The sequence below is a fragment of the Bradyrhizobium sp. FW305-F6 genome (genome assembly GCF_058782905.1).
Window position 1 is genome coordinate 385,769 of sequence record NZ_JBYSYD010000002.1, and the last position, 11,262, is coordinate 397,030.

9 protein-coding genes are annotated in these 11,262 nt (G+C 64.5%); 5 read left to right on the forward strand and 4 right to left on the reverse strand.

The genetic code is table 11. The annotated features are described in order from the left end of the window. Position 1: 1 nt before the first annotated feature. The gene (locus AC3WLX_RS13090; RefSeq protein WP_492336237.1) at positions 2-2,314 is read left to right on the forward strand and encodes a xanthine dehydrogenase family protein molybdopterin-binding subunit; all 2,313 of its coding nucleotides are present in this window, start codon (positions 2-4) and stop codon (positions 2,312-2,314) included. A 73-nt stretch (positions 2,315-2,387) separates the two neighbouring features. Beyond that, entirely contained in the window at positions 2,388-2,645 is a 258-nt protein-coding gene (locus AC3WLX_RS13095) for a hypothetical protein (protein ID WP_492336238.1), read from the forward strand. 128 nt (positions 2,646-2,773) lie between these two features. Here AC3WLX_RS13095 and AC3WLX_RS13100 read toward each other — a convergent pair whose 3' ends face one another. From AC3WLX_RS13100 to AC3WLX_RS13115, 4 genes are all read right to left on the reverse strand, one after another. Beyond that, complete coding sequence (locus AC3WLX_RS13100) at positions 2,774-4,510, reverse strand: methanol/ethanol family PQQ-dependent dehydrogenase (protein WP_492336239.1); 1,737 nt, start codon at positions 4,508-4,510, stop codon at positions 2,774-2,776. Between the two features lie 132 nt (positions 4,511-4,642). Further along, positions 4,643-5,296 carry a QcrA and Rieske domain-containing protein gene (locus AC3WLX_RS13105; RefSeq protein WP_492336240.1) on the reverse strand — a complete coding sequence of 218 codons (654 nt, stop codon included), beginning with the start codon at positions 5,294-5,296 and terminating at the stop codon, positions 4,643-4,645. A 237-nt stretch (positions 5,297-5,533) separates the two neighbouring features. Then, entirely contained in the window at positions 5,534-5,998 is a 465-nt protein-coding gene (locus AC3WLX_RS13110) for a group III truncated hemoglobin (protein ID WP_492336241.1), read from the reverse strand. Between the two features lie 135 nt (positions 5,999-6,133). Beyond that, the gene (locus tag AC3WLX_RS13115; RefSeq protein WP_492336242.1) at positions 6,134-6,985 is read right to left on the reverse strand and encodes a 3-hydroxybutyryl-CoA dehydrogenase; all 852 of its coding nucleotides are present in this window, start codon (positions 6,983-6,985) and stop codon (positions 6,134-6,136) included. 325 nt (positions 6,986-7,310) lie between these two features. Between AC3WLX_RS13115 and AC3WLX_RS13120 the strand changes: the two genes are divergently transcribed. The 3 genes from AC3WLX_RS13120 to AC3WLX_RS13130 all read left to right on the forward strand — a co-directional run bounded on the left by AC3WLX_RS13120 (position 7,311) and on the right by AC3WLX_RS13130 (position 11,261). Continuing rightward, a complete protein-coding gene (locus tag AC3WLX_RS13120; protein WP_492336243.1) occupies positions 7,311-7,592 on the forward strand; it encodes a hypothetical protein in 282 nt (93 codons plus the stop codon). Positions 7,593-7,830: 238 nt separating this feature from the next. Continuing rightward, on the forward strand, positions 7,831-8,979 hold the full coding sequence (locus AC3WLX_RS13125) for a hypothetical protein (protein WP_492336244.1): 1,149 nt from the start codon (positions 7,831-7,833) through the stop codon (positions 8,977-8,979). A gap of 272 nt (positions 8,980-9,251) precedes the next feature. Further along, complete coding sequence (locus AC3WLX_RS13130) at positions 9,252-11,261, forward strand: putative bifunctional diguanylate cyclase/phosphodiesterase (RefSeq protein WP_492336245.1); 2,010 nt, start codon at positions 9,252-9,254, stop codon at positions 11,259-11,261. Position 11,262 lies beyond the last annotated feature (1 nt).

Genomic DNA, 11,262 nt, shown 5'->3' on the forward strand with positions numbered 1-11,262 from the left:
CATGAATTTCATCGACAATCCCCGCAAGCTTCGCGGCTTCGAAAAGCACATCAACGTCGAGAAGATCTCGCGCCGCAGCATCCTGAAGGGGCTCGGCGTCACCGGCGGCTTCGTGCTCGCCGCCCCCGTGATGTCGCGCCGGGCGCTGGCCTATGAAACCGGTGCCGGAAAAATGCCGCACGGCGTCGTGGTCGACCCGCGCGTTTTCGTTTCCGTCGCCCCTGACGGCATCGTCACCATCATCGGGCACCGTGCGGAAATGGGCACCGGCGTGCGCACCAGCCTGCCGCTGATCGTCGCCGAGGAGATGGAAGCCGACTGGTCCAGGGTCAAGGTGCAGCAGGCGCATGGCGACGAGGCCAAGTTCGGCAACCAGGATACCGACGGCTCGCGCAGCACGCGGCACTACCTGATCCCGATGCGCCAGATCGGCGCCTCCGCCCGCACCATGCTGGAGCAGGCTGCGGCGAAGCGCTGGGGCGTACCGGCCACCGAGGTCAAGGCGGTCAACCACGAGGTCGTCCACAGTGCCAGCGGACGCAAGCTCGGCTTCGGCGAGCTGGCTGCCGACGCCGCCAAGGAATCGGTGCCCAGCATCGAAGGCCTCAAGCTGAAGGACCCCAAGACCTTCCGCTATCTCGGCAAGGGTCAGGTCGGCATCGTCGATCTCCACGACATCACCACCGGCAAGGCGCGGTACGGGGCGGACGTCCGCTTGCCCGGCATGAAGTATGCCGCAATTGCCCGCCCGCCGGTGACCGGCGGCAAGCTGGTCTCGTTCGATCCGGAGGCGGCGCTGAAGGTCCCTGGCGTCGAGAAGGTGATGCAGGTGCGCGGCTGGCCGTGGCCGTCGAAATTCCAGCCGCTCGGCGGGGTCGCCGTGATCGCGCGCAACACCGGCGCGGCGATCAAGGGCCGCGACGCCTTGAAGCTGGTCTGGGACGACGGCCCCAACGCCAAATACGACTCCGTCGCCTATCGCAAGGAGCTCGAAGAGGCCTCGCGCAAGCCCGGGCTCGTTCTGCGCAAGGAGGGCGATGCGGAGGCTGCCCTGAAGAGCGCCGACAAGGTCATCGTCGGCGAGTACTACCTGCCGCATCTCGCTCACGTCGCCATGGAGCCGCCGGTCGCGGTTGCCGACGTCAAGGGCGACAGGGCGGAAATCTGGGCGCCGGTGCAGAGTGCCGGCGGCACCCGCGAGGACGTCGCCAAGACCCTCGGCATTCCCGAGGCCAACGTCACCGTCAACGTGACGCTGCTCGGCGGTGGGTTCGGCCGCAAGTCCAAATGCGACTTTGCGTTGGAGGCCGCGCTTCTCTCGAAGGAGCTCGGCGCGCCCGTGAAGGTACAGTGGACGCGGGAGGACGACATCCATAACGGCTTCCTGCACACCGTCTCAGTCGAGCGGATCGAGGCCGGTCTCGACAAGAGCGGCAAGGTGATCGCCTGGCGGCACCGCAGCGTGGCCCCGAGCATCGCCTCGACTTTTGCCGCCGGCGCGGTGCATCAGGCTCCGTTCGAGATCGGCATGGGCCTCGTCGACATGCCCTTCGAAATCGCCAACATCTCCTGTGAGAACCCGGAAGCGGCCGCGCATACCCGCATCGGCTGGTTCCGTTCGGTCTCCAACATCCCGCATGCCTTCGCAGTGCAGTCGATGGTCGGCGAGATCGCGCATGCGACCGGCCGCGACCAGAAAGAGACGTTGCTCGATCTGATCGGATCGCCTCGCATCGTCAAGCCTGATGTGAAGGACCTCTGGAACTACGGCGAGCCCCAGGAGAGCTACCCGATCGACACCGCGCGCTTGCGCAAGGTGGTCGAGCTGGTCGCCGAGAAGGGCGAGTGGGGACGCAAGGTGCCGAAGGGCCACGGTCTCGGCATCGCCGTGCACCGCAGCTTCGTCAGCTACATCGCGACCATCGTCGAGGTCGCGATCGACGACAAGGGAAAGCTGACGGTGCCACGGGTCGACACGGCGATCGACTGCGGGACCTATGTCAACCCCGAGCGCATCGCCTCGCAGATCGAGGGCGCCGCGATCATGGGGCTGAGTCTCGCCAAATACGGCGAGATCACCTTCAAGGACGGCAAGGTCCAGCAGAAGAACTTCGACGACTTCCAGGTCGTCAGGATGGACGACTCCCCGTTGGTGACCAACGTCTACATCGTGCCGCCCGCATCGGACACGCCGCCAAGCGGCGTCGGCGAGCCCGGGGTTCCCCCGTTCGCGCCGGCCCTGATAAATGCGATCTTCGCCGCGACGGGAAAACGTATCCGCGCGCTTCCGATCGGCAAGCAATTGGAGGCTTGAGCTGGAAACTAAGGCGTGAGGCGGAACACAAGGCGCCTCACGCCGTTTTCACCGATCTGACAGGAGCAGATCGATGACCAACATCTCCAAGGCGCTCGCAATCTCGCTGTCGAGCGCCTTTCTTTTGACGGCCTCCGGCGCATTCGCCCAAGGCAGCACGCCGCCGCCGACCAGCGCCACGCGCCCCGGCACGCCGGACCAGACCTCGCTGCCGAACGCCAATGCCCCGCCCGCCTCGACCACCCAGACCACGGGGCAGCACAATCCGGACCCGAAGATCCGTGAGATGAACCAGAAGGAAAAGGACAAGGTCGAGCGTATGGGCAAATAGCGATCTGAGGCATTGCCCGCGTCGTGCCATCCCGGCCGGCAACTATCCGTGTCTCACACGAATGCGGCGGACGTTGCCGTCCGCCGCATTCGCCCCCACGCTCCGCGTCTTTCGATCCGCCTGCGGAGCTACTTCTTCAGCGCAAACACCCAGACGACCCCGCCCTGCGGCACGTTGGCTTCGATGCCGATGTTGTTGGTCACGAGTGCATCCTGGATGCGCTGTGCGTCGACGCCCCACCCCGACTGGATCGCGATATACTGCGTGCCGTCGATTTCATAGGACACCGGCATGCCGACGATGCCGGAGTTGGTCTTCTGCTCCCACAGCAGTTCGCCGGTCTTGGCATGGAAGGCACGGAAATAGCGGTCGTTGGTCCCGCCGACGAAGACCAGATCGCCCGCGGTCGCGGTGACCGATCCGAACAGTTGCGACTTGGGGAAGTTGTGCTGCCAGACCTTCTTACCCGTGGCGGGATCCCAGGCCTGGAGCTCGCCGAAATGATCGGCGCCGGGCTTCGTCGTCAGGCCGATGTCTTCCGGTTTGGTGCCGAGCCAGAGCTCGCCCGGCTTGAGCGCGACCTTCTCGCCGGTGAAGCCACCGCAGAAGTTCTCGTTGGCCGGCACGTAGACGAGGCCGGTCCTCTGGCTGTAGGCGGCCGACGGCCAGTCCTTGCCGCCCCATAGCGACGGACAGAACTCGACGCGCTTGCCGAGCACCGGCTTGTGCGCGGGATCCACGATCGGCTTGCCGGTTTCGTCGATACCCTTCCAGACGTCGGTGAAGACGAAGGGCCAGCCGGCGACGTAGTTGATCTTGGTCGGCGTCCGCTCGAGCACCCAGAAGATCGCGTCGCGTCCCGGATGCACCAGGCTCTTGATGGTGCGGCCATCGCGTTGCAGGTCGATCAGCATCGGCGCTTCGACCTCGTCCCAGTCCCAGGAATCGTTCTGATGATACTGGTGATAGGCCTTGATCTTGCCGGTGTCGGGATCCAGCGCGAGCACCGAGGATGTGTAGAGATTGTCGCCGGGATGCGAGTCGCCGGGCCATGGTGCGGCGTTGCCGACGCCCCAATAGATCGTCTTGGTCTCCTTGTCGTAATTGCCGGTCATCCAGGCCGAACCGCCGCCATTCTTCCAGTCGTCGCCCTGCCAGGTGTCGTGACCGGGTTCACCTTCGCCGGGGATGGTGTAGGTCCGCCACAGCTCCTTGCCGTCCTTGGCATCATAAGCGACGACATAGCCGCGCACGCCGAACTCGCCGCCGGAGCCGCCGACGATGACCTTGCCCTCGACGATCAACGGCATCAGCGTCAGGTACTGGCCCTTCCTGTAATCCTGCACCTTGGTATCCCACACCACCTTGCCGGTCTTGGCATCGAGCGCGACGACATGGTCGTCGGTGGTCGCGAGGTAGAGCTTGTCCTCCCACAGGCCGACGCCGCGGTTGGTCGGATGCAGTTGGAAGAGATCGTCGGGAAGCTGCCGCTTGTAGCGCCAATATTCGTCGCCGGTCTTCGCGTTCAGCGCGATCACCTGCCCCATCGGAGTCGTCACGAACATCGCGCCGTTGTTGACGATCGGCGGGGCCTGGTGCCCCTCGACCACGCCCGTGGAAAAGGTCCAGACCGGCGTGAGGTTCTTGACGTTGGAGGTGTTGATCTGTTCGAGCGGGCTGTAGCCGTGCCCATCATAAGTGCGACGGTAGAGCATCCAGTTGCTCGGCTCGGGATTCTCCAAGCGTTGCGCGGTGACCGGAGCATAGTTCTCGATCGGGCCTGACACGGCGGCGCTCGAGGCGAGACAGGTGAATGCGACGAAGCCGGACAGTAACCATTGCTTCCCGGTGATGGAAGTTCTCATGGACGTTCCCCTTTTTCATCCGTGTGAATTCTTGTTTTGAATTCTTGTTGTGGATTCTTGTCGTCGTCCCCTCGTCCGCCCGTGGGCGGAGGCGGCCGCCTCTCGTGACGCGGGCAGAGCCCGCAACGTCCATCATCCTGGCTGCGCGCCACCTACCTTTCCGATGAAGTTGCCGGCGATGCTGAGCGATCCGTCAGCCAGCGCCAGGGGCAACGCCGCGAGCCGCCGCGGCGCCGGCCCGAACACGACCTGCGCGCCGGCACGCGGATCGAATTCGGAGTTGTGGCACATGCACTTGAACACCACCTTGTCGCCGACATCGCTTTTCACCCAGGCGGTAACGGGACAGCCCGCATGCGAACAGATCGCCGAATAGGCGATGATGCCTTCGACGGCGCGCGCGCGGGTTTTTTCGTCGAGTTCGGCGGGATCGAGCTTGATGATCAGGATCTCGTTGAGCCGTGAACCGCTGCGCACCACCGATGTGTTGGGATCCTTCGGCCAGGCATGGACCGGTGGTGCGCCGACCTTGAGATCGGCCGCGGTGACGAGCTTGCCTTCCCGGTCACCGTCGGAGAAGACGAGCAGGTCGCCCTTCTGCGGCCGCTCGTCAGAGCCGGGCGGATCCTCACCTGCGCGAGCTCCAGTGGAACAGCCGAGACAGGCCGTGGTGGCAAGCGCACCCAGCAGCATCGTTCGGCGCGTCTGCTCAGAACCCGCGTCGACTTCGGGTCCCATAACACTCTCGGAGGATGAAGAATGGATATCGAACGATGTGCGAGCCATCCCGCTAGCAGGCGCTGGGACTCAGCCGAAAACAAGGCGAAGAATTGGCGCCGCAGTGCATCAATATGGCCTTACTCGCTTTGATTGAACGAGCATGAACGCAAGCAAACGTGTTTTCGACAATCTACGTCGCATTGCGCGAGCGGCATGATGATTTTGCAGATCAGACCGATGCTGCTGGAATTGGTGCAACGCGTTACGAGGCGCACTGGCTCGCTTAAGCGGGCTTTCTCGCTTTCACGGCCTGAGAACGTGGCGCGGCGAAGCGATGCGGCCTGCGACCGTCGCCGATGCCATCTCAAAGCTATCGGCGATGCGACGCGCCTTATCGATGAAAAGCGCGGCCGCGTTGGGCGGGCAGACTTCGCGCGCGGTCTGTTCGAACAGGTCGAGCCAGCGGTCGAAATGGCCGCCGGCCAAATTCAGCGGCAGGTGCGCCCGCATCGGCGAACCATGATAACGGCCGCTCGTCAGCACGACCGACGACCAGAAATCCCGGAGCTTGGAGAGATGCTCGTCCCAGTCCCGCACGACCGCGAAGACCGGCCCCAGCAGCGCGTCCTCGCGCACACGCCCGTAGAAACGGGTCACGAGTTCTCCGATCATTTCCTCGGTGATCCCGGTGCGCTCGATCGCATCCTGGGTCAACAGGTTCCGTCGCGCGGCCGCAGCTTCCCGTTCGGCCTTCAGTCGATCCGACATGTCCTTGCAATCGTTCCGTTGTTCCCGCAGGCGCCCCATCGGCTTTGTCGGGCACGTCGCGCAGGGCGTCTTTGTCCCAGCGCAAATTGCCGGGGCTCTGGCGGCGGGCGCTCGGGCCCGCCGCCACTGCCTTGGTCAGGCGCTATACGTATAAAACCCCTGCCCGGTCTTGCGGCCGAGATGACCGGCATCGACCATCTCTTTCAGCAGCGGTGCTGGACGATATTTGGGGTCGTTGAAGCCCTTGTAAAAGACCTCCATCACCGAAAGCATGGTGTCGAGCCCGACGAGATCGGCGAGCGCCAGCGGCCCGATCGGGTGGTTGCAGCCGAGCTTCATGCCGGCGTCGATCTCTTCCGCCGTCGCGATTCCCTCCTGGAGCGCGAAGATCGCCTCGTTGATCATCGGGCACAGGATGCGGTTGACGGCGAAGCCCGGGCTGTTCTTGGCCGTGATCGCCACCTTGCCGACGCGCTTGGCGAAATCCAGCGCCTTGGCATGGGTGTCATCGGAGGTCTGCAGGCCGCGAATGAGCTCGAGCAGCGCCATCACCGGCACCGGGTTGAAGAAGTGCATGCCGATGAAGCGGTCCGGACGATCGGTAGCGGCTGCAAGCTTGGTGATCGAGATCGACGACGTGTTGGTTGCGAGAAGCGTGCGCGGCGAGAGGGTGGCGCAGAGATCCTTCAGGATATTGACCTTGAGCTCCTCGTTCTCGGTCGCAGCCTCGATGACCAGGTCGCAATCCGCCAGCTTCGCCCGGTCGGTGGTGCCGGTGATGCGCTTGAGCGCCGCCTCGCGGTCGGCCGCCGACATCTTCTCTTTCTTGACCAACCGCTCGAGGCTGCCGCCCACGGTCGAAAGCCCGCGATTCACCGCCGCATCGGAAATATCGACCATCACGACCGAGAGCCCGGCCGCGGCGCAAACCTGCGCGATGCCATTCCCCATGGTCCCTGCCCCGATGATGCCAACGGTCTGGATCATTGCGTCACATCCTTTCATCCTTGCGGCGCGTGCCCTTGGCGGCCCGGCCCATTGTTCCTGCACCGGGGTCTAGCACTGCCAATGGGCCAGCGCGACCCGATCCTGTTCCCATAATGCATCCATGGACGGAATACAGCCGGCCCAGCCGCGCCGCGGCAGGATTTGGGCTGCTCCCTGCCCGAATTGACGGATTTTCTCCCTTGCCAGAGGACGCAGGAACGCGGACGCGGGGCCGCGGCATCGCGCCAGAGCAACAGCGTCAGGTCGAACGAACGATTTCAGCACAGGCGGATTGTCTCAGGACGTAAACGTCAAGGAGAGTCCCATGAAAAAGATCATCCTGGCATCCGCATGTATCGTGGCGCTGGCAACGGGTAGCGCCTCCGCCCAGACACAACCTGCACCGGGCGCGTCCGGTCAAAGCGACGTGGGCCCCTCATCGCGAGGCCCCGCAACCAAGGGCATGACGACGGGACGGGCGTCGAACATGCAGAACGAAGTCAGCGACGGCAAAGGGCAGCAGCCGTCGACCGGCGGCAACACGAACAACATGGGTAGCCAGGCCGGCGGAAGCGCGGGCTCCGGCAGCGCAGGCTCCGATAAATGACCTGACGATCGATCCCGAGAGGGGACAGGCGTCCCCTCTCACTCCAAGCAGCACCTGCATCGGCAAAAGCGGATCGCACGCCCGCAAAGTGCGATGAAACTCACCCCACGCAGTAAATGGGCGATGTTCTGCAATTGGTCCTCCCTACATTGACACGAGTGTGACGGCCGGGGCAGGTTTTCTCGTTGCTGGCGAATCAGCGATTGCCTCACGCCGAGTACCTCTTGGACAACTCCCAGTGCTTTCGAGACTGATATCGTTGCTGCGCCGCATCCCTGCGGTGAACTGGGCGTTGACCCGGCTTCGGCCCTTGCCGGACAACGGCAGCATCAAGGTCGTGCCGACCGCCGCGGACGCTTCGCCCGCAATAGCCGATGATGTCGCGGCCACAGCACAAGCTCCCATCGCCGAGAGCTGCACCGCCCCTGTGCGCGGCGAGACTGATCTTGCCGCCACAGCTCCAGTCTCGGAGAACGGTGCGGCTGTGTCTCTCGTCGCGGAGAATCCGTCCGACGATATCTGTATCAGCGACGACTCATCTCCGGAGAGAACGACGGAAATCGAGGCGCACGCGACGTCGGCGGTCGCCGAGGAGACACTGGTTTCATTGGCCGACGCGGAGCACGAGCCAGTTGGAGAGGCGGACCTCGCCATCATTGGCGATGCATCGCCCGCCGAGATCCATTCCGACGTCGCAGTGGAGGTTGGGGCTTCATCATCAGACGTCGCGACCGCTTCGACTGACGTCGCTGATGCCGTCATCGAGGCTGCCCCCTCGCCCGACGCTTCCGCCGATGTCGAAACGGTCGCCGTCGAAGCAATCCCGGTCCTGCTCGGCGATGCCAATAGCGTCGCGGCTGCTGTCTCTGAACCCCGTGCCGATAGCGAACCAGCGCTGGTCGAGATCGCGCCGGTCCCGGCAAACGATGTTCCGCTCGCCACGGCCATTGCGACGGCGGCCAACGACTCATCCAGCGGCGTCCCCGATATCGAGCCCGGTCCGACTCTCGCGTCTCCTTCGCCAGAGATCCGCAGCGCACCGAAAGCTCGCGCCAAAGCCGCGGAGCCCGCCGATCGCGCCGCGCTGATCCGGCAGCGTTGGGCCGAGACGGGGAGCAGGATGTGGAATCCACGGCTTTACGGAACAGGCGAGGCCGCGCTGAACATCCAGGGTAGTGTCGGGCTGCTGCCGCCGGCGCCCGGCGAGACGATGCCGCGATACGACAAGCTCGAATTCAGGATGCTCGGCGGACAGATCGTCTGCGAGGGCGTCATCGTCGAGGCACCCGTACAGGCCAGCCATCGCAGTTTCACACGGCTCGTCGAGCCAAGGCCGATCGAACGGGTCCGCGAGCCCGCGCGCCAGCGCCAAGCCGTTCTCGCCTGATCCCTTCTGCTGCGGCCGCGGTGGCCCCCGGGAGATCGCATATGCTCGCAACGGCCGGGCACCATGGTTAGCAGATCGTAGCTGCAGCGATTGCCGGCAAATTGTGCACGAGAAGCTTGCCGTTCCGGCGGCGGATATCCTTAACGCGTCCTCACCCGATGCACGCTGCGGCAACCTGTGCTGGCCTCCCGCACGAGGCGACCTAACGCGCCCTTTACCCGTGCCGTGCAAGATCGCCGGCGTTTTCAGGGGATGCGGGGGCCCGTATTTCGATGCCGATTGCCGATTTGAAGTCTCACCTTGCTGCCGCAGCGCAATTGTTTCGCGTTCCTGCCGACAATCCGGACCTGACGCGCGCGCAGTTCGACGCGTTCTCCAAGCAAATCCCGCTGCTCTACTTCATCCTCATCAGCAGCACGATCGCGGTGGCCTATACGTATGTGAACGTCGCGCCGGACTGGCTGTCGATGATCGTGCCTGGTGTGCTGGCCGCGCTCGCGGGGTTGCGGACCGTCTGGTGGCTGCGCCAGCGCCGCCGTGTGCGCAGCGATGCCGACATCCTGAGCAATCTGCGCGCCACCAACTGGCTGACTTTGCCGATCGGCGCCGGCTTCACCGCCTGGTCCTTCGCTCTCTACCCTTACGGCGATGCCTTCGCCAAGAGCCAAGTCGCATTCTACATGGCGGTCACCGTGATCGCCTGCATCTTCACGTTGATGCATCTGCGCTCCGCAGCGCTGATCGTCACGTTGATCGTCAACGTGCCCTATGTGCTGTTCTTCTTGTCCACGGGCGAGCCGACGCTGAAGGCGATCGCGGTCAACAATCTCCTGGTTTCCGGCGCGATGGTGACGGTGCTGTTCATCTACTACCGCGACTTCGCCGATCTCGTCGCCAGCCGCAAGTCGCTGCTCGCGCAACAGGCCGCGACGCAGGCGCTCTCGGACGAGAACTTCCGCCTCGCCAATCTCGATTCCCTCACCGAGCTGCCGAACCGCCGCCGCTTCTTCGCCGAGCTGTCGAGCGCCTTCACCGATGCCGAGCGCAGGCACGTCCGCGTCGCGGTCGGCATCATCGATCTCGACGGCTTCAAGCCGATCAACGACAATTACGGCCACTCGGTCGGCGACCGCGTGCTGATCGAAGCGGGTCGGCGCATCCGCGAGGTCTGCGAGGGCTTTGGCCCGCAGCGGGTGGAGTTTGCGCGTCTGGGCGGCGACGAGTTCGGCCTCGTCGTGTGCGGCGACCACGAGGATACGGACCTGCTTCGCCTCGGCGAACGCATCGGCGCCCAGGTCAAGCTGCCCTATCAGCTCGACACCGCCCATACCGGACTGTCGTGCTCGATCGGCTTTGCATCGTACCCGGACTCCGCGACGTCATCGGAAGCGCTCTATGAGTGCGCCGACTACTCACTCTATCACGCCAAGCGCCATCTGCGCGGCCGCACAATGATCTTCTCGAGCGAGCTCGAGGCGGAGATCCGGAGCCGCGGTGTCATCGAGAACCTGCTGCGCATCGCCGATTTCACCACCGAGATCGATCTGGTGTTCCAGCCCATCGTCGATGCCATGAGCGAGCACACCGCGGGCTTCGAGGTCCTCGCCCGTTGGCGCAGCGCCCGCCTTGGCCTGGTTTCCCCCGCCGATTTCATCCCGGCCGCCGAACGCATCGGCCTGATCCGGCCGCTGACGCAAGCGCTGCTGGTGCGCGCGCTCGCCACCGCCAGGACGTGGCCCGACCACATTCGCCTCTCGTTCAACCTCTCGGCCCATGACGTCTGCGCGGCCGAAGGCATCCTGCCGCTGATCTCCATCATCGAGAAGAGCGGAATGCCGCCGCGCCGCATCGATTTCGAGATCACCGAGACCGCCGTCACCTTCGACTTCGTGCGCGCACAGCAGTCGATCGCGACGCTGAAGGCCATGGGCTGCGGCGTGTCGCTGGACGATTTCGGCACCGGCTACTCCTCGCTGAGCCATGTGCACCGGCTCCCGCTCGACAAGATCAAGATCGACCGCAGCTTCGTCTCCGACATCAACGACAATCCCGTGAGCTACAAGATCATCAAGTCGCTCACGGGCCTGTGCGACGACATGGAGATCGCCTGCGTCGTCGAGGGCGTCGAGACTCGCGCTCAGCTCGACACCCTGCGCCGGCTGGGTTGCGACTACATCCAGGGCTATTACTTCGCCAAGCCCATGCCGGGCGATGCGATCGGCGACTATCTGGCGAAGGAAAGCGCGCGCCTCGATGGTGCCGGGGCCAAGGTCGTGGCCTGAG

Bases quoted from the DNA above. Each gene is read 5' to 3' on its own strand.
- AC3WLX_RS13130 (WP_492336245.1), top strand. From the start codon at position 9,252: ATGCCGATTGCCGATTTGAAGTCTCACCTTGCTGCCGCAGCGCAATTG.
- AC3WLX_RS13105 (WP_492336240.1), bottom strand. From the start codon at position 5,296: ATGGCTCGCACATCGTTCGATATCCATTCTTCATCCTCCGAGAGTGTT.
- AC3WLX_RS13090 (WP_492336237.1), top strand. From the start codon at position 2: ATGAATTTCATCGACAATCCCCGCAAGCTTCGCGGCTTCGAAAAGCAC.
- AC3WLX_RS13095 (WP_492336238.1), top strand. From the start codon at position 2,388: ATGACCAACATCTCCAAGGCGCTCGCAATCTCGCTGTCGAGCGCCTTT.
- AC3WLX_RS13100 (WP_492336239.1), bottom strand. From the start codon at position 4,510: ATGAGAACTTCCATCACCGGGAAGCAATGGTTACTGTCCGGCTTCGTC.
- AC3WLX_RS13120 (WP_492336243.1), top strand. From the start codon at position 7,311: ATGAAAAAGATCATCCTGGCATCCGCATGTATCGTGGCGCTGGCAACG.
- AC3WLX_RS13110 (WP_492336241.1), bottom strand. From the start codon at position 5,998: ATGTCGGATCGACTGAAGGCCGAACGGGAAGCTGCGGCCGCGCGACGG.
- AC3WLX_RS13115 (WP_492336242.1), bottom strand. From the start codon at position 6,985: ATGATCCAGACCGTTGGCATCATCGGGGCAGGGACCATGGGGAATGGC.